Annotated in this window: 16 protein-coding genes; 7 read left to right on the forward strand and 9 right to left on the reverse strand. The window is 70.1% G+C overall.

From position 1 onward, the window contains the following. Positions 1-11: 11 nt before the first annotated feature. Positions 12-1,199: a patatin-like phospholipase family protein gene (locus tag DLJ53_RS11415; RefSeq protein WP_111345241.1), complete on the reverse strand. Its 1,188-nt coding sequence runs from the start codon at positions 1,197-1,199 to the stop codon at positions 12-14. Positions 1,200-1,627: 428 nt separating this feature from the next. Here DLJ53_RS11415 and DLJ53_RS11420 point away from each other — a divergent pair, with 428 nt between their 5' ends. Then, positions 1,628-2,596, forward strand: coding sequence for an NAD(P)H-dependent glycerol-3-phosphate dehydrogenase (locus DLJ53_RS11420; protein WP_111345242.1), 969 nt, complete (start codon positions 1,628-1,630; stop codon positions 2,594-2,596). Here the strand turns inward: DLJ53_RS11420 and DLJ53_RS11425 are convergent. From DLJ53_RS11425 to DLJ53_RS11435, 3 genes are read right to left on the reverse strand one after another with little or no spacing between them, the layout of a single operon-like run. Then, positions 2,583-3,950 (reverse strand): class-II fumarase/aspartase family protein, encoded by a 1,368-nt coding sequence (locus DLJ53_RS11425; protein ID WP_111345244.1) that lies wholly within the window; start codon positions 3,948-3,950, stop codon positions 2,583-2,585. The two genes, DLJ53_RS11420 and DLJ53_RS11425, sit on opposite strands and share 14 nt — an antisense overlap. Positions 3,951-3,959: 9 nt before the next feature. Further along, positions 3,960-4,943 carry a TAXI family TRAP transporter solute-binding subunit gene (locus DLJ53_RS11430; protein ID WP_111345245.1) on the reverse strand — a complete coding sequence of 328 codons (984 nt, stop codon included), beginning with the start codon at positions 4,941-4,943 and terminating at the stop codon, positions 3,960-3,962. Between the two features lie 32 nt (positions 4,944-4,975). Then, positions 4,976-7,120, reverse strand: a complete 2,145-nt coding sequence (locus DLJ53_RS11435; RefSeq protein WP_111345247.1) for a TRAP transporter permease — start codon at positions 7,118-7,120, stop codon at positions 4,976-4,978. Positions 7,121-7,257: 137 nt separating this feature from the next. Here DLJ53_RS11435 and DLJ53_RS11440 point away from each other — a divergent pair, with 137 nt between their 5' ends. Beyond that, complete coding sequence (locus DLJ53_RS11440) at positions 7,258-7,974, forward strand: GntR family transcriptional regulator (RefSeq protein WP_162409136.1); 717 nt, start codon at positions 7,258-7,260, stop codon at positions 7,972-7,974. Positions 7,975-8,027: 53 nt separating this feature from the next. Here DLJ53_RS11440 and DLJ53_RS11445 read toward each other — a convergent pair whose 3' ends face one another. The 5 genes from DLJ53_RS11445 to DLJ53_RS11465 all read right to left on the reverse strand — a co-directional run bounded on the left by DLJ53_RS11445 (position 8,028) and on the right by DLJ53_RS11465 (position 11,766). After that, entirely contained in the window at positions 8,028-8,513 is a 486-nt protein-coding gene (locus DLJ53_RS11445) for an RES family NAD+ phosphorylase (protein ID WP_111345251.1), read from the reverse strand. After that, complete coding sequence (locus DLJ53_RS11450; protein WP_162409138.1) at positions 8,497-9,081, reverse strand: antitoxin Xre/MbcA/ParS toxin-binding domain-containing protein; 585 nt, start codon at positions 9,079-9,081, stop codon at positions 8,497-8,499. The genes DLJ53_RS11445 and DLJ53_RS11450 overlap by 17 nt, the downstream gene beginning before the upstream one ends. 92 nt (positions 9,082-9,173) lie before the next feature. After that, positions 9,174-10,076, reverse strand: a complete 903-nt coding sequence (locus tag DLJ53_RS11455) for a DMT family transporter (protein WP_111345254.1) — start codon at positions 10,074-10,076, stop codon at positions 9,174-9,176. A 58-nt stretch (positions 10,077-10,134) separates the two neighbouring features. Beyond that, positions 10,135-11,541 (reverse strand): amidase, encoded by a 1,407-nt coding sequence (locus DLJ53_RS11460; RefSeq protein WP_111345256.1) that lies wholly within the window; start codon positions 11,539-11,541, stop codon positions 10,135-10,137. A gap of 24 nt (positions 11,542-11,565) precedes the next feature. Continuing rightward, positions 11,566-11,766 (reverse strand): hypothetical protein, encoded by a 201-nt coding sequence (locus tag DLJ53_RS11465; RefSeq protein WP_111345257.1) that lies wholly within the window; start codon positions 11,764-11,766, stop codon positions 11,566-11,568. Positions 11,767-12,328: 562 nt separating this feature from the next. Between DLJ53_RS11465 and DLJ53_RS11470 the strand changes: the two genes are divergently transcribed. From DLJ53_RS11470 to DLJ53_RS11490, 5 genes are all read left to right on the forward strand, one after another. After that, positions 12,329-13,924 (forward strand): ABC transporter substrate-binding protein, encoded by a 1,596-nt coding sequence (locus tag DLJ53_RS11470; protein WP_111346257.1) that lies wholly within the window; start codon positions 12,329-12,331, stop codon positions 13,922-13,924. Positions 13,925-14,046: 122 nt separating this feature from the next. Beyond that, the gene (locus DLJ53_RS11475) at positions 14,047-15,000 is read left to right on the forward strand and encodes an ABC transporter permease (RefSeq protein WP_111346259.1); all 954 of its coding nucleotides are present in this window, start codon (positions 14,047-14,049) and stop codon (positions 14,998-15,000) included. Positions 15,001-15,013: 13 nt separating this feature from the next. Then, positions 15,014-15,913 carry an ABC transporter permease gene (locus DLJ53_RS11480; RefSeq protein ID WP_111345259.1) on the forward strand — a complete coding sequence of 300 codons (900 nt, stop codon included), beginning with the start codon at positions 15,014-15,016 and terminating at the stop codon, positions 15,911-15,913. 10 nt (positions 15,914-15,923) lie between these two features. Continuing rightward, positions 15,924-17,003: an ABC transporter ATP-binding protein gene (locus DLJ53_RS11485; RefSeq protein WP_111345260.1), complete on the forward strand. Its 1,080-nt coding sequence runs from the start codon at positions 15,924-15,926 to the stop codon at positions 17,001-17,003. Positions 17,004-17,020: 17 nt separating this feature from the next. Then, the gene (locus DLJ53_RS11490) at positions 17,021-18,079 is read left to right on the forward strand and encodes an ABC transporter ATP-binding protein (protein WP_226575856.1); all 1,059 of its coding nucleotides are present in this window, start codon (positions 17,021-17,023) and stop codon (positions 18,077-18,079) included. The last annotated feature ends 2 nt before the right edge of the window (positions 18,080-18,081 follow it).

Here is an 18,081-nt window from a genome sequence, read left to right on the forward strand (position 1 = left end):
CCGTCAGGGGGTCACGGTGCGGCCGGTTCGTCCTCGCGGGCCGCCGGCTGCGGTGATGCCGCGTCGTCAGGGGAGCCGTCGCCGCGCGCGGCGCCCGCCGCAGGCGCCGGCCCGTCGATGCGCTCGCGCAGGGCCGCGCGGATGTCGAAGAGGTCCGCCGCCCCCAGCGTGGCGGCGAGGTCCAGCGTGGAGGCGACGCCGATCTTGTCGTAGTTCGCCGCCAGCCACGCGTCGGCCCACTGGCGGCCGCGCTCGAACAGCATGGTCAGGTAGGCCCATTCCGCGTTGAGCTTGCTCGAGGCGGCGAGGTCCTGGATCTCCGCGTCGGCGTGGATGAGATGCAGGTGCGTCTGGTGGTAGCGTCGGATCTCGTTCTCGGCCATCACCTGCTGGAACAGCGCCAGCATGCGCAACTCCTTGATGAGGCTCGAGTTGAAGCTGATCTCGTTGACGCGGTTGATGATGTCGCGCGCCCGCTTCGGCACCTTCTGGCGGACGATCGGGTTGATCTGCACGACGATGATGTCCGGCACATTGGGGTCGCCGACGAGGGGGTAGAGCGCCGGGTTGCCGACGAAGCCGCCGTCCCAGTAGGCCTCGCCGTCGATCTCGACGGCCGGGAACATCTGCGGCAGGCAGGCCGAGGCCATCACCGCGTCGGCCGTCACGGCGCCCTGGCGAAAGATCTTCGGTTGCCCGGTCCGCACGTTCGTCGCCGTCACGTAGACGCGAAGGTCCGGGCACCGGTTCACGTTGTCGAAGTCGACGAGGTTGGCGAGGATGTCGCGCAGCGGGTTGATGCCGAACGGGTTGAGCTCGTAGGGCGAGAAGACCCGGCTGAGGTTCTCGAAGAAGAGGTAGCTCGGCGAATAGTCGAGGCTGAAGCGGCCCCAGACCCAGTCGAGGACGCTGCGCCGGATGGGCGACAGCGAGGCCGCCTCGCTCACCGCCTTCCAGAACGCCGTGAGGTGCGCGCGGGCGCCGTCAGGACCGCCGCGCCGGTAGCCGTCGGCCAGCACCACGGCGTTCATCGCCCCGGCGCTGGTGCCGCTGATCGAGGCGATGTCGAGCCGCCCGTCCTCGAGAAGCCGGTCGAGCACGCCCCAGGTCAGCGCCCCGTGCGCGCCGCCGCCCTGAAGGGCCAGGCTGACGGGCTTGCGCGGCGGCGTCGCGGTGGTGCGTGGTTCGGCGGACGGCATGAAAACTCCCCACTCCTGACCCCGGTGGTGCGAGCGGCGCGACCGTAGACGCCTTCTGTGAAGCGCCTGCGACCCCGCCAGACTGCCAGTAGTTGCATAATAATTCCAGACCGAATGCCTTGATATAGATCGGTCTTGTCGCAAAGATTGCAGTAGAACCGGCCTATTCTCCCCGGTTGTGGTGGTATGCCATTGAAGAATCGCGCGGCCTCCTCCGGCACGATCCGCCCCTGACGCGCCAATCCGGCCGGAGCCCGGCGCCGCCTCGGCGGACGCCAGCACCAGCGCCGCAGCGGGCCCACCGCCGGCGGCACGACGCCGCGGAGCATCCGCGGCCACCCCGCGACGCGCCGCGTGGTCACGAGGTCGTGGGAGGGAGCGGCGCTTTGGGGGCTGGGCGCCGGCGCAAACGGCATTAGAAAGGCGGCATGAGTGATATCGCCATCCTCGGGGCGGGCGCCTTCGGCACCGCGCTCGCCATCGCGCTCTCGCACCACGGCAACCGCGTGACCCTCTGGGCGCGCGACCCGGAGGCCGTGCGCATCATGAACGCCGAGCGGTGCAACGCCCGCCGCCTCCCGGGCGCGGCCTTCCCGGCCAACCTCGTCGTCACCGCGGACCTGCCCGCCGCGCTCGCCTCGGCCCGCACGGTCCTCCTCACGGTGCCGATGCAGTCCCTGGCGGGTCTTCTGGCGCAGGCGCATCCGGCGGAGGGGAGCGCGCTGGTCGCCTGCTGCAAGGGCGTCGACCTCGCGAGCGGCCTCGGCCCCACGGGCGTCATCGCCGCGGCCTGCCCCGGCGCGATCCCGGCGGTCCTCACCGGGCCGAGCTTTGCCAGCGACATCGGGCACCTCCTGCCGACCGCCCTCACGCTCGCCTGCGCCGATGCCGAGGCGGGTCCCGCGCTGCAGCACCAGCTCTCGACGCCGGTGCTTCGGCTCTACCTGAGCCGCGACATGGCCGGGGCGGAGCTCGGCGGGGCGCTGAAGAACGTGGTGGCGCTCGCCGCCGGCATCACCATGGGTGCCGGCTTCGGCGAGAGCGCGCGGGCGGCGATCATCACGCGCGGCTTCGCCGAGATGCTGCGCTTCGCCGAGACGACCGCCGCCGACCCGGACACGCTGCGCGGCCTCTCCGGTCTCGGCGACCTGACGCTCACGGCGACGTCCGAGAAGTCGCGAAACTACCGGGCGGGCCTCGCGCTCGGCCGGGGCGAGCCGCTGCCGGAGGGGATGACCATCGAGGGCGTGGCGACCGCGCAGGCGGTGGAGCGGCTCGCGGCGAAGCGGAACGTGCCGATGCCACTCACCGCGATGGTGGCCGCCGTGACGCGCGGCGAGGTCTCGGTGCCGGAGGCCGCGGCGGCGCTCCTCGCCCGGCCCCTCAAGGCCGAGTGACGGCGCCGGTCGCGGCGCTGCCGTTGGCCGGCGGACGGGTCCGCGCCAGGACGGCGTCGATCATCGCGTCCTGGCTGCCGAGGCCGGCGCCGGGGTCGAAGATCTCCGGCGCCAGCGCATAGCCCTTCGCGGCGGCGACCTCGGCGAGATCGCGATGCTGGACGCTCGCCTCGTGGCACAGGGCATGGAGGAGCGTGTGGGCGGCGACGCGGCCGTGCTCAGCCGACAGCGCCATCATCGCCGCCTCCGCGTGGATGAGACCGCCGGTGGCGCCGAGGTTGGCCCGCATCCGCGCGACGTCCACCTCCAGTCCGCCGACCAGCTCGACCGCGAGCGACGCGGCGCCCGCCGTCAGCCGCGCCGCGTCCACGATCGCGCCGCGTTCGAGGTACGCCGTGGCGATGCCGCGGTCCTGGTCCTGCGTCATCGCCTCGAGGAGCGCGGCGGGGAGCAGGCGCGTGCGCCGCGCGGCTTCGATGATGGCCTCGGAAATGACCGGGTTGCGCTTCTGCGGCATGGTCGAGGAACTGCCGCGGCCGTTGGAGTAGGGCTCGCGCAGCTCCGCCACTTCGGTGGCCATCAGGAAGGTGATGTCCCCCGCCATCTTGGCGAGCGCGGCTGTCGCCGCGGCGAAGGCATGTGTGGCGTCGGCGAACCGGTCGCGGCTGACGTGCCAGGTGATCTCCGGCTCGGCGAGGCCGAGCTCGCGCGCGAGGCCCTCGCGCACCGCGATGCCGTCCGCACCGAGCGCGGCGAGGGTGCCGACGGCGCCGCCGTACTGCAGCGTCGCCGCGCCCTCCAGCGCGTCCGCCAGCCGCTCGGCGCGGCGGTGGATCTGGTCGAGCCACACCGCGCAGCGGTAGCCGAAGCTGATCGGCGCCGCGTGCTGGAGCTTGGACCGGCCCGCCATCGGCGTCCGCCGATGCGCCTCGGCAAGGCTCGCCAGCAGCTGGCAGACCTCGCCGAGGGTGCCCAGGAGACCGGGCGCCGCGTCGCGGAGCTGGAGGGCGAGGCCGGTGTCCATCACGTCCTGCGTGGTGGTGCCGTAGTGCAGCCATTCGCCGTGCGGGCCGGCCTTCTCCGCGAGCATCGCGACCAGCGGAACGATGACGTAGCCGACCCGCGCCGTGCCGGCCCGCAGCCCGTCGAGGTCGACGTTCTCCAGCCGGCAGACCTCGACGACGGTGGCCGCCGCGTCGGCCGGGATGATGCCGAGCGCGCCCTGCACCCGTGCCAGGGCGCGCTCGAAGGTCAGGTACGCCTCGACCGTCGAGGGGTCGTCGAACCGCGCCGTCGTCTCGCGATATCCGGGCGTGGCCGAAATCAGGCCCTCGGCGATCGTTGCGAGTTGCATGCCCCGGCCTTAGTCCGCCGGCTTGATGGCGTCGGGGATGGCGATGCCGATCTCCTCGTAGTACCGCGCCGCGCCGGGATGCAGCGGGATGAAGGTGTCGTTGGAGATGTTCTCGGCGACGGTGTCCTTCGCCGCCGCGTGGGTCGCCTTCAGCTTCGGATTGTTCTCCAGCACCGCCTTGGTGATCTTGTAGGCGAGTTCCTCCGGCATGGTCTCGTCGACCACGACGAAGTTCCACATCGCCGCCGTCTCGAGCGGCGTGTCGACGGACTTGTACGTGCTCGCCGGGATCGTGAAGGCGACCGCCGAGGGGTTGGCCTCGAGGATCTTGTCGCGCGTCGCGGTATCCATCCCGAAGATGGTCACGTCCTGCGTCGTCTCCAGCTCGGAGAAGGAGGGGTGCGGGATGCCGCCGGCGAGGATGAACGCGTCGAGGCGACCGTCGGCGAGCTGGCTCGACTGGTCGCTGGCGCTGCCGTACTGCAGGTTCGCGTCGATTCCCATGGAATCGAGCCATCGCACCCAGTAGGTGCCGCCCGTCCCGGCGCGCGGTCCGGAGCCGACGCGCTTGCCGTCGAGGCCCTCGAGCGAGGTGATCCCGCTCGACTTCAGCGCGATCATCTGGAACGGCGTCGGGTACATCGCGAAGAGGGCGCGCATGCCCTCGTACTTCATACCTGGCGCAAGCTCGGACTCGCCGGTCATGGACTCGTAGGCCGGACCCGAGGTCGTCATCGCGATCTCGGTCTGGCCGCCGTTGAGGAGGATGAGGTTCTGCGGCGGCCCCTGCGTCTGGCGGGTCGAGGTCGGGATGCCGACCTCCTCGGTGATGATCTTGGCGAGCCCCTCGCCGTAGACCGCGTAGACGCCGCCGGGCGCGGCGGTCGCGATGGTCATCGAGCTCGGCATGTCCTGCGCGCTCGCCGGGGCGATCAGCGCGAGGAGCGCGGCGGCCGCTGCGCCGGCCGTCAGGTGGCGTTTCAAGGTGGTCATTTGGATCCTCCCGTTTTGGTTATGGGGTGTTGTCAGGCGAGGCGCGTGGCGCCGCCGCGATAGCGGCACCAGGCGAAGAGCGCGGCCGCGAGTGCGAGGCCGGCCACGTCCGAGGCGAGGTTGGCCCACAGGAGCAGGATGCCGGCGGTCAGCGCGACGAGGCGCTCCAGCGGTCCGATCGGGCCGAAGAGATAGGCCTCGCTCGCCGTCGCGAAGAGGTAGACGGCGACGAGCGCGGTCGCGAACACGAACACCGTGCTGCCGACGCTGCCGAGGAGCAGGATCTCGGGGCTCGTGTAGAACATGAAGGGCAGCAGGAACGCGGCCATGCCGAACCGCATCGCCCGGACGGACGTGGCCCAGGGCTTGCCGCCCGACAGTGCCGACGCCGCGAAGGCCGCGATCGCCACCGGCGGCGTGATCGCCGAGATCACCGCGCAGTAGAAGACGAACATGTGCGCGGCGAGTGGGGCGACGCCCATCTGCTGCAGCGCCGGCGCCACCACCGAGGCGGCGATGGCGTACGCGGCGGTCGTCGGCATCCCCATGCCGAGGATGATCGAGACGACCATCGCCAGGATGAAGGCGACGAGCGTGCTGTCGCCGGCGATGTCGAGCAGCACCGAGGAGAAGCGGCCGCTGAGCCCGGTGAGGCCCAGGACGCCGACGACGATGCCCGCGCACGCCATCACCGAGATGAGCTGAAGCGACTTGCGCGTCGTGTCCGACAGCCCGTCGAGGCAGGTCCGCGCCAGGACCGGCGCGACGCTCCACGAACCGCGGCCCGTGGCCAGCGCCACCGCGACGATCACCGCCGCGCTGACGAGGCTGGCCCCGAGGCTCGCCACGTTGATGGCGTACCCGGCGAACGGCGCCAGCGTATAGAGGATCAGCGGCAGGACGAGCACCGTCGAGTGCAGCTTCAGCTCCCGCGCCAGCATCACCAGCACGGTCGATACGAGGCCCCAGGTTCCGGCGGCGATGATCGAGTAGCCGGTGAGGAGCAGGTAGAGGAGCACGTAGAGCGGCAGCAGCAGGAAGACGTCGCCTTTCAGCGAGGAGAAGCGCGGCAGGTCCGCCCGCTTCACGCCGTGGAGGCCGAGCCGCTGCGCGTGCTTGTCCACGTTCACGAACACCGCGGCGTAGAATAGGAGGCAGGGAAGGGCGGCCGCGAGGATGATCTCGGCGTAGGGAATGCCGGTGATCTCGGCCATGATGAACGCGCCCGCGCCCATCACCGGCGGCACGAGCTGCCCGCCGGAAGACGACGTCGCCTCGATCGCTCCCGCATCCTCCTTCGGGTAGCCGAGGCGGCGCATCAGCGGGATCGTGAACGTGCCCGACGCGACCACGTTGGCGACCGCCGAGCCCGAGATCGTCCCGAAGAAGAGCCCGGAGAAGACCGACACCTTGCCCGGTCCGCCGCGCATCCACCCGAAGCAGGCCATCGCGACGCGCATGAAGTAGTCGCCGACGCCGGATGCCTGCAGGAAGACCGCGAACGCCACGAAGATGATGATGTAGCGCGAGGACGCCGCCACCGTCAGGCCGAAGATCGCGTCCTGGCTGTAGAGGAACGAGAAGGCGTTCGCCGTCTGGAAGCCGGAGTGGCGCAGGATCCCCGGCAGCACCGGTCCGAGGAAGATGTAGGAGATGAAGGCCAGCGCGATGAGCGGCAGCACGAGGCCCGAGGTGCGCCGCGTGAACTCCAGGACGACGATCGTGCCGATCACCCCGCACGCGAAGTCGCCGGGCGTCGTGATCACCCCGGCCCGCATCAGCAGCATGTTGAGGTTCATGCCGACGTAGATCGTGCACCCCAGCGCCGCCAGCGCCAGCAGGATGTCCCAGGGATAGACCCGGTTGATCTTCTCGAACGGGAAGCCGCGCAGCGTGACGAACGCGATGATCGCGCCGAGATTGACGTGCAGGACGCGGTACATCCACTCGTCGATGGCCCAGAAGTTCAGCACCGCCAGGTGGAAGAGGGCGTAGAGGCAGGAGGCGACCACGATGATCCGCGTCGCCGTCCGCCCGAGCTGGCGGTCGTCGCCCTCCGAATCGAAGTGGCTCGCCCGCTCGACGGCCGAGGCCGACGCTTCCTCGAACCCGGGATTCGCCCCCGGGCCGCGTCCATCCGGGACACGTCCATCAGAGGCGTGGCGCGTGCTCTCCATGTCCCCTCCCAGGGCCCTGTCGCTGGCGTGTTTGCCAACTTATCCGAACAAGTTATCTTGTCTGGACGCTAGAGGCGGAGAAGATGCTATGTCAAGACAGAAGAACGGAACGGCGGACGGGGAGGGCGGAGCGCGCGATGAGACGGTCGGACCAGGTCGCACAGGACATGATCGAGGCATTCCAGCGCGGCGCCTACGCCATCGGTGACGCGCTTCCGCCCGAGGCGGAGTTGTGCCGGCAGTTCAATGTCAGCCGGGCGACCGTGCGCACAGCGCTCTCCCAGCTCCAGGCGCTGGGGCTCGTGCACCGCCACCAGGGCGCGGCGACGCGGGTGACGGCGACCGAAGTCGCCCCGGTCTACGTGCATTCGATGCGCGCCGCCGGCGACCTGATGAACTTCGCAGGCCCGACCGTGCGCGAGGTCCACCTGATCGAGCCGATGATCGCGGACGAGGACTTCGCCTGCGAGCTCGACAACCGCCCCGGCCGGCGTTGGATCCGCGTCGGCCAGACGCGGCACGTCGAGGGCCGGCCCCGGCCGGTCTCCTGGACCGACGTCTACATCGCCAAGGAATACGGCGACATCGCCGAGGAGGTGCCGACCTACGGCGGCCTCGTCTACACGCTGCTGGAGAAGCGCCACGGCGTGATCACCAAGGAGATCCGCCAGACCATCGTCGCGACGAACCTCACGGACGAGCTCGCCGGGATCCTCGACGCTGCGCCTGGCGAGAGCGCCCTGAAGCTCACCCGCCGCTACATCGACATGCAGGACCGCTGCTCGCTCGTCGCCATCAGCATGCTGCCGTCCTCCGCCTTCAGCTACGAGATCACGCTGACGCGGCAGGTCTAGGACCCGCCTGCGGGCTCGAGCGGTCGGCTTCGGCTCCGCCGAGCGGCCCGTGGTCAGGCCAGCGGAGTCGCGAGGCGGGTGTCGAAGGAGTACGGCGCGTCCGTGAGGACGGTGACGGCGGCCATGTCGGCGTGAGCGACGTTGAGGATCAGGTTGCGCTCCTGCGGCACCACGGCGGACGGGACCGACAGCGCAAGCGAGGCGCCGTCTGCGATCCATGCGTCGCCGAGCGCGCGGCACGCCGCCTCGTCGTTCGGGTCGAAGGCCCCGAGCGACTCGGCCGCGATGGTCGCCGCGGCGGCCGGGAGCGCGATCTCGATCGCGGCCATCGGGGGGAGGGCCGCGACCGTCCGCATCATCGGCGGGAGGTGGACGAAGGTCTCGAGAACGCAGAGGGCGAGGCTCGAGCCGCAGTAGACCACGGCCGAACCCGGGCTGTTCCAGCGGCCGCCCACCAGCTTCGCCCCCTTGCCGTCGAGCCCGGGAGCGTACGCCGGGCGGGTCAGCCGCCAGACGCTCCCCTCAACCGAAGACGCCATGCTCGAAGCGCGTCAGAACCGCCTCGACCTCGCGCGCGCCGATGTCGGTGCGGGCCATGTCGATCGGGCGCTCGCCGCCCAGTTCGGGGTTGCCGGCGGTGAGCCACGTGTCGGCGAGGTCCGCATCGCCGAACGCCTCCTCCGCGTGGGCGCGTACACGGGCGAGGCGCACCACCGCGTCCGCCTCGGCGAGGCGCAGGTCCTGCCCCTCGTTGAGGCGCCGGGCGAGCGTTCGCGCCGGGATCACCATCTCGACGTCCGACCGGCGCAGCCGCCCGGCCCTGAACGCCTCGGCGAGGCGGTCGCCGCTGACGCCGTTCTTGATTTCGGCATAGGAGAAGGGTTGCATCGTGCGCGACGCCTTGGCCGGCGCGGGCGCCGCCCGCGACTGAACCGGCGCCTTCACCTTGGCCGCCTTGGGGCCGGCACCCTTCGCGGCCGTCGTCGGCCGCGTCAGGCCGGCGACGGCGGCCGCGTTGTCGCCGAGGCCGGCGGGGGGCTTGCCGGAGCGCCGGCTCGAGGACGATGCCTTCGCCGGCGACCGTGTCGGGGTCGGTTTGTTCGCCATGGTCATCACCTGCCATTCGCCGCTAATATTGTGGCAGATGGCAGGTCGATTCAAGAGGCGGCGCCTTGCCGCGCCCGGTCCGGCACTGGGTCCTACCGGGTGGAGCCGAAGAGGATCACCAGGACGCCGACGATGATGAGGCCCATCCCGGCGAACTCCTTCGCGGTCGTCGACTGCCGGAAGATGCGCCGCGAGACGACCTGCGCGAAGACGATCTCCACCAGCGCCAGCGCCCGCACCAGCGATGCGCTCTGCACGGCGAACGCGAGAAACCAGAACTGTGAGGCGAAGGCGCCGAAGAAACCCGCCGGCGCCGAGGCCCGCCAGGAGGCGATGAGCGCCACCAGCACCTTCCGGTCGAACACCAGCAGGTAGATCGTGATCGCGATCGACTGCACCGCCAGCGCGACGGAGAGCGTCGTCGAGGCGTTGAGGACGAAGCTCCCCTCCGGCAGGTCGAGGATGCCGCCGCGGTAGAACACCGCCGACAGCGCGAAGAGCGCGCCGGAGCCGAGGCCCATCGCCGTGCTCGTCATCGCGCCGAACGCGGCGCCCTTCGCCGGCCACGACATGATGACGACGCCCGCAGTCGCGACGAAGACGCCGGCCGCGGCGAGGTGCGTCGGCAGATCGCGCAGGAAGATCGCCGCGAACAGCAGCACGAAGACCGGCTCGATCTTGGTGTACGTGATCGTCACCACGAAGGAGCGCATGCGCATCGCGGCCAGCATCAGGCCGGTGGCGAGGACCTGCGTCATGCCGCCGGTGGCCGTCCACAGGAGGTAGTTCGCGTCGAGGATCGACGGTGGCGTGCCTTCGACGAGCGAGATTACGAAAAGGAAGAGGAGGGCGAAGGGAAGCCCGTAAAGGAACCGGACGTGGGTGGCGCCGACCGTCCCGAGGGTCGTGGTCAGCTCCTTCTGCATCGAATTGCGTGCGGTCTGAGAGGCCGCGGCGATCAGGGTGAAGATCACCCACATCCAGTCTGAAAACAAAGGTCTCGTCCGTTGGAGGGGGCCGGACGGGACAATCCCGACCGGCCGTTGGGTTGGGTCAGGCCGCCTCGGCGGTGACGAAGCTCTCCAGCTTCGGCCGTTCTTTGCGCCAGGCGGTCAGGGTTTCATAGACGTGGCCGACCTTGAGTGTGCCCGCCTCGTCGAAATTGCGCCCGACGATCTGCAGCGAGTATGGCAGGCCCGCCTCGTTGAAGCCGTTGCAGACCGAGAGCGCGGGATTGCCCGTGGTGTTGAACGGCGTCGTGAAGGACTTGTGGGTGAAGAGCCATTCGTGCGGCGTCGGCTCCAGCTTGCCGGCCGGCTCTGCCGTCGGGGTCAGGATGAAGTCGACCGTCGCGAAGACCGACTGCGTCGCCCGCGTCAGCAGCGTGCGCCAGCGCGTTGCCTGCACGTAGTCCTCGGCGCGGATCAGGGCGCCGCACTGGATGCGGTAGCGCAGGCTCTCGCCCAGCAGCTCCGGCGTCTCGATCAGCGTCTTGCGGTGGATCGAGTAGAGCTCGGACATCGCGACCACCTTCTTGGCGTCGGAGAAGTCCTGCAGCGTCGGCAGCGTGATCGGCACGATCGTGGCGCCGGCCTCGGCGAGCACCGCGAGCGCCTCCTCGAAGGCGGCGCGGCTCGCGTCGGGGGTGCCCGCCTCGTCCAGCCAGTGCCACGGCACGCCGATCCGCACGCCGGTGAGGTCGCCGCCCAGCATCTCGTGGTAGGGCAGGACCGGCTCGTCCGCGCAGCCGGGGTCGAGCGGGTCGAAGCCGGCGATGACGGACAGCATCATCGCCGCATCCATCGAGGTCCACGCGAGCGGGCCGACGTGGTCGTGGCTGAAGCTGTTGGGGAAGACGCCGCGTCGGCTGACGCGCCCGTAGGTCGCCTTGATGCCGGCGGTGCCGCAGGCGGCCGCAGGCATGCGGATCGAGCCGCCGGTGTCGGTGCCGATGCCGACGGGCATGAAGCCGGCCGCGATCGCCGCGCCGGTGCCGGAGGAGGAGCCGGCCGGGTGGTGCGCCGGGTTCCACGGGTTGGCGGCCGGCGGCGCGACGACGTCCCACGACGGCCCGCCGTGCGCGAACTCCCACGTGGTCGTCTTGCCGAGCAGGACGCCGCCGGCCCGGCGCAGCTTGGTCTCGACCACGGCGTCCGTCGTCGGGACGTAGTCGGCGAGGCTCTTCGACTGGCCGGTGGTGCGGATGCCGGCGGTCTCGACGATGTCCTTCTGGCCGTAGGGGATGCCCTGCATCGGGCCGCGGTCGACGCCGCGCGCGAAGTCGGCCTCGGCGGCTGCCGCGTCGGCGAGGGCGCGCTCGGGGGTCAACGTGATGAAGCTGGTGATCACCGGGTCGAGCGCCTCGATCCGGGCGAGGCATGCCTTGGTGAACTCGACCGGCGAGAGGCTGTTGTCGCGGTAGCGGGCGGCGACCTCGGCCGCGCTCAGGAAGGTGTCCATGCTGGGCTCCGTGCGGGGGCGTGGCTAGAAGCGCGCGGCCGAGAAGGCGTGCGCGGGTTCGTCGGCGAAGGTGAAGTCGCGTTTCAGCCGGTCGCTCATCGCCCTCACGTACTGGACGGCGGCGAACATCTCCTCGAACTGCGCGGGCGCGGGGTTGAGGCCGGCGTGGGCGAGGAGGACGGTCAACTCCTCGCGCGTGACGAGGGGTTCGGCGGATTCGCTCATGGGTGGGCTCCGGGGCTGATGCGGCGGGGCTGCGCAAGGCGGCTGCCCGGCGCACGGCTCCGGCGGAGCGGAACCGGGAAATGAGTACAATACCTCGAACCGCCTCTTGTCAAAGGTCCGTTAAGCGAAGTCGTCGGACGCGTGCATCGAGCCCGTTGCAGCCGAACGTTGCGGCCGAAAATCGGTGCCCGATTGTGGCCTGAATTCTGTCACTGTTTCAGCCAATCCCATTCGCGGCCAGCAGTGCTGCAATTGTTTGCAGTATAGGATGCGGCAATGACGCATGGTGCGGCACCCCATGCGCCCGCCCGTCGCGCGCGCGACGACTCGGCCCTCTCTCCCCTGTATGCCTTAAAACTAGACGAGGTCGATTTTTGTGCAGAGCGGTGGATTGGATTCAATCGGGGGCACTTCTAAGCTCGCGGCCCGAGACGGGGTGCGGGCCGAGCCCGGTGATCCCAACGCCGCAGAGACCAGGAGGACCACCTTGACCAAAACCGTGTTTGACCGCTCGGCCAGCGAAGGGATCGGGCGCGTCGTCGCCATCACCCGCCGCACCCTGATGGCGGGCGTCGCGGGCCTCGCCATGGCCGCGAGCCTGCCGTTCTCGGCCGCCTTCGCCGACGACGAGAAGGTGCTGCGCGTCGGCATGACCGTCGCCGACGTGCCGCAGACCACCGGTCAGGCCAACCAGGGCGGCGAGGGCACGCGCTTCATCGGCCTCACCCTCTACGATGCGCTCATCAACTGGGACCTGTCCAAGTCCGAGGTCCCGTCGGTGCTGCGCCCGGGCCTTGCCACCGAGTGGTCCGTCGACGACGACACGCAGACGGTCTGGACCTTCAAGCTGCGCGAGGGCGTCAAGTTTCACGACGGCTCCGACTTCACTGCCGACGCGGTCGTCTGGAACCTCGAGAAGCTGCTGAACAAGGAGTCGCCGCAGTACGACGCCTCGCAGGCCGCCCAGGCCTCGCAGTGGTTCGGCGCGATCGCCTCCTACGAGAAGATCGACGACATGACCGTCGCGATCACCACCAAGGAGCCGGACGCCACGTTCCCCTACCAGATCGCCGGCATCATGTATTCGAGCCCCGCACAGTGGGACAAGCTCGGCGGCGACTGGGGCAAGTTCGCGCAGGAGCCCTCCGGCACCGGCCCGTTCATGCTCGACCGCCTGGTCCCGCGCGAGCGTGCCGAGCTCGTGAAGAACCCGAACTACTGGGATCCGGACCGCGTTCCGGCCTCCGACCGTGTCATCCTGATGTGCATGCCCGACGCCTCGACCCGTGTCGCCGCGCTGCTCTCGGGCCAGGTCGACTTCATCGAGGCGCCGTCGCCGGACGCCGTGCCGCGGCTGAAGTCCTCGGGGATGCAGATCGTCACCAACGTCTACCCCCACATCTGGCCCTACCAGCTCTCCTACCAGCCGGACTCGCCGTTCCTCGACCTCAAGGTGCGCAAGGCGGCGAACCTTGCCATCGACCGTGAGAGCCTGTCGCAGTTCCTCGGCGGCCTCGCCGTGCCGGCGAAGGGCCAGGTGACCGAGGGCCACCCCTGGTTCGGGAACCCGACCTTCGACATCACCTACGACCCCGAGCAGGCGCTCTCGCTGATGCAGGAAGCCGGCTACGGGCCGGACAAGCCGCTGCACATCAAGCTGCTGATCTCGACGTCCGGATCGGGCCAGATGCAGCCGCTGCCGATGAACGAGTTCATCGCCGAGAACCTCACCGCCGTCGGCTTCGACGTCGAGTTCGAGGTGTTCGAGTGGGAGGCGCTGCGTGCCCGCCGCCGCGCCGGCGCCATGGCGCCGGAGAACGAGGGCGCCGACGGCCTCAACAACTCCTGGGCCTTCTGGGACCCGAACATCGGCATCCTGCAGGCCGCCGCGTCCGACATGACGCCGCCGCGCGGCTTCAACTGGGGCGGCTACTCCAACCCCGAGATCGACGAGCTCGCCAAGAAGGCGAAGGTTGCCTTCGATCCGGCCGAACAGGACAAGCTGCTGGGCGAGATCCACACCAAGATGGTCGACGACGCCATGTGGATCTGGGTCGTGCACGACCTCAACCCGCGCGCCCTCGGCCCGAACGTGAAGGGCTTCGTCCAGGCGCAGAACTGGTACCAGGACCTGACGCCCGTCTACGTCGACAACTGAGCCCGGCGGCGGCGGCCCCTCCCGGCCGCCGCCGTGCCCCTTCCGGTGCGCGCGCCGCTCCGAGGCGCGGCACCGGCCGCCAGGGGGCGACCCGCGCGAACCCCAATAGGACGGAGCGCTTGATGCTTCTCTACGTGATCCGCCGCCTGCTCCTGGCGATCCCCATCGCGATCGGCGTGACGATCGTCTGCTTCTCGCTGATCCACCTGGCGCCCGGCGATCCGCTCTCCACGGTGCTCCCCGACAACGCGACGCCCGAAGTCGTCGCCGAGATCCGCGCCGCGTACGGCTTCGACAAGCCGCTTCCCATCCAGTACCTCGTCTGGCTCGGCAACGTCGCCTCCGGCGACTTCGGCCTCTCCATCCAGTCCCGCCGCCCCGTCCTCGGCGACATCATCCCGGCGGTGAAGAACACGATGATCCTCGCCTTCGCGGCGGTCCTGATCGGCTTTCCGTTCGGCACCATCCTCGGCGCCATCGCCGGCTACCGGCAGGGGAGCGCGACGGACAAGGTGGTGACGGCCATCTCCATCACCGGAGTCTCGGTGCCGCACTACTGGCTCGGCATCGTCCTCGTCGTCATCTTCGCGGTGAACATGGGCGTACTGCCGGCGATGGGCATGGGCCCCGGCGGCCAGTCGGACTTCGCGCTCAACTGGGCGCACCTCAAGCATCTCCTGCTTCCCGCCATCACGCTCTCGGTGATCCCGGCCGGCATCATCGCCCGGTCCGTGCGCGCCACGGTGGCGGACGTGCGCAAGAAGGACTTCGTCTCCACGCTGCGCGCCAAGGGCCTCTCGCCCTCCCGGGTCTTCCTGCACGTCGCCAAGAACGCCGCGCCCGTGGTTCTCGCGGTCTGCGGCCTGCAGTTCGCCCAGCTCCTCGGCGGCTCGATCCTCGTCGAGACGGTGTTCTCCTGGCCCGGCACCGGATTCCTGATGAACAGCGCGATCTTCACCCGCGACCTGCCGGTGCTGCAGGGGACGATCCTCGTCCTGTCGCTGTTCTTCGTCGTCATCAACCTCCTCGTCGACGTCCTGCAGACCGTCTTCGACCCGCGCATCCGCCGCGGCTGACCGGAAGGCCATCATGACCGACGCCACCGTCACCACCATCGCGCCGGCCCGCGCCGCCGCCCCGGTCCCCGCGACGCTCGGCTACTGGGGCGGGGTCGCGCGGAGGCTGCGGCGCGACCCGCTCACCCTCATCTGCCTCGGCGTGATCCTCGCGATCGTGCTGGCGGCGATCTTCGCGCCATTCGTCTCCCCGGCCGACCCCTACAAGACCAGCATGATGGCGCGGCTGAAGCCCGTCGGGACGCCCGGCCACCTGCTCGGGACGGACGAGCTCGGCCGCGACATGCTCGCCCGGCTCATCTACGGCGGGCGCATCTCGCTCTTCACCGGGGTCACGCCGGTGGTGCTCGCCACCCTGCTCGGCGGTGTCCTGGGCCTCGCCGCGGGCTTCTTCGGCGGCCTCGTCAACACGGTGATCATGCGCACGATGGACGTCTTCTACGCGTTCCCGTCGGTGCTCCTCGCTGTGGCGATCTCGGGCGCGCTGGGCGCCGGGCTGCTCAACGTCCTCATCGCGCTGACGGTGGTGTTCATCCCGCCGATCTGCCGCATCGCCGAGAGCGTGACGACGCAGGCCCGGTCCGAGGACTATGTCGAGGCCGCCCGCGCGACCGGTGCCGCCACCTGGCGCATCATCGCCGTGCACGTGCTGCCCAACGTGATGGGGCCGGTGTTCATCTACGCGTCGAGCCTCAACTCGGTCTCGATCGTCATCGCCTCCGGCCTCTCTTTCCTCGGCCTCGGCGTCAGCCCGCCGCAGGCGGACTGGGGCCTGATGCTCAACACGCTGCGCCAGTCGATCTACATCGCGCCGGGGCAGGCGGTGATCCCGGGCGTCATGATCTTCATCACCTCCATGTGCTTCAACCTGATGAGCGACGGGTTGCGGGGCGCCATGGACGTCAAGGAATAGGAGCCCGGCGATGACCGATACCCTGTCCCTCGCCCCGAAGGCCTCGCCGCGCACGCATCCGGTCGCCGATCGCGGCGGCCCGCGTCAGCCGATGCTGATCGTGGAGGACCTGAAGAAGCACTTTCCCATCAAGAGCGGCGGCGCGTTCGGCGGCGTGCGCTCGACGGTGAAGGCGGTCGACGGCGTCAACTTCACCGTCGCCAAGCGCGAGACGCTCGGCGTCGTCGGCGAATCCGGCTGCGGCAAGTCCACGATGGCGCGGCTCCTGAGCCACCTCATCATCCCCGACGAAGGGTCGATCATCTTCGACGGCGACAAGGTCGGCTCGTCGGGCGGCATCTCCGTGCGGGACCTGCGCCGGCAGATGCAGATGGTCTTCCAGGACTCCTATTCGTCGCTCAACCCGCGCCTGCCGATCGTCGACTCCATCGCCTTCGGCCCGAAGGCGAGCGGGGTGAAGAAGTCCGTCGCGCGGGCCCGGGCGGAGGAGATCCTCGGCCTCGTCGGCCTCAATCCGCGGCAGTTCGCGCGACGCTATCCGCATCAGCTCTCCGGCGGCCAGCGCCAGCGCGTCAACATCGCCAGGGCGCTCGCCATGGAGCCGAGACTGGTGGTGCTCGACGAGGCGGTCTCGGCGCTCGACAAGTCCGTCGAGGCACAGGTCCTGAACCTGCTGGCCCGCCTCAAGGAGCAGTTCGAGCTCACGTACATCTTCATCTCCCACGACCTCAACGTCGTGCAGTACATCTCCGACCGCGTGCTGGTGATGTACCTCGGCCAGGTCGTCGAGATCGGCGACGTGGACGAGCTCTACGAGCGGCCGTGCCATCCCTACACGCAGGCGCTCCTGTCCTCCCGTCCGTCGATGGACCCGGCCCGCCGCCGCACCGAGCCGCCGCTGTCGGGCGACCCGCCGAACCCGGTGAACCTGCCGTCCGGCTGCCGTTTCCGCACCCGCTGCGCGCTTGCCGAGGACGTGTGCGCCAGGGTGGCCCCGAAGCTGACCCCGCTGCCGGGCAGCGCCTCCCACCCCGTCGCCTGCCACGCCCGCATCCCGGGCGGCGGGCACAGCCTGTCCCCCGCCGCGTGACCGCAAGGATGGCCGCCATGATGAGCCCGGGTGCAAGCCAGCGCGCCGAGACCCCGCCCGACGCGCCGGCCGTGCCGAAGGATCGCCTCGTCACCGTCGAGGACCTCAACGTCCGCTTCGTGTCCCGCGACGACGACGTGTCGATCCTCAACGGCGTCAGCTTCACGCTCGACAAGGGGGAGGTGCTGTGCCTGCTCGGCGAGTCCGGGTCCGGCAAGAGCGTCACCCTGCGGGCGCTGATGCGCCTGCTCCCCGGCAACGCGCGCATCTCCGGCAAGGTGATGGTCGACGGCAACGACATCGCCGGCATGAAGGAGCGTCACCTTCGCCGCCTGCGCGGCTCGACCGTGGCGATGATCTTCCAGGAGCCGATGACCGCTCTCGACCCGGTCTTCACCATCGGCCAGCAGATCGTCGAGACGCTGCGCGCCCACAAGGGCCTCTCGGACGGTGCCGCCCGCAAGCGCGCGCTGGAACTTCTGGAGCTGGTGCAGATCCCCAACGCGCCGGCCCGCCTCAAGGCCTACCCGCACGAGCTGTCAGGCGGTCTGCGGCAGCGCGCGATGATCGCGCTCGCGCTCTCGTGCGACCCCAAGCTGCTGCTCGCCGACGAGCCGACGACCGCGCTCGACGCCACCGTGCAGATTCAGGTCCTCCTCCTGCTGCGCGAGCTGCAGCAGGAACTCGGCATGGCGACGGTGTTCGTCACCCACGACATCGGCGTCGCCTGCGAGATCGCCGACCGGGTCGGCGTAATGTACGCCGGCCGCCTCGTCGAGGGGGCGGACGTGGGGCGGATCATCAAGGAACCGCTGCACCCCTACACCAGCGCCCTGATGCGCTCGACCGTCCACGCCGGCATGCGCGGGCAGGTCCTGGACTCGATTCCCGGCGCGCCGCCGGACCTCGCCGCGCTGCCTCCCGGCTGCGCCTTCGCGCCCCGCTGCCAGGAGGCACGGGCTCTCTGCACCAAAGACCAACCCGATGTCACGAGCCTTCCTGCCGGCCGTACCGTACGCTGCCATATCCATGGTGCAGAAGCGGCATGGCGCGCCTCGCCGCCGCTCGGAGAATGAGC

The organism is Acuticoccus sediminis (assembly GCF_003258595.1).
In the GTDB taxonomy this organism is placed as follows: domain Bacteria; phylum Pseudomonadota; class Alphaproteobacteria; order Rhizobiales; family Amorphaceae; genus Acuticoccus; species Acuticoccus sediminis.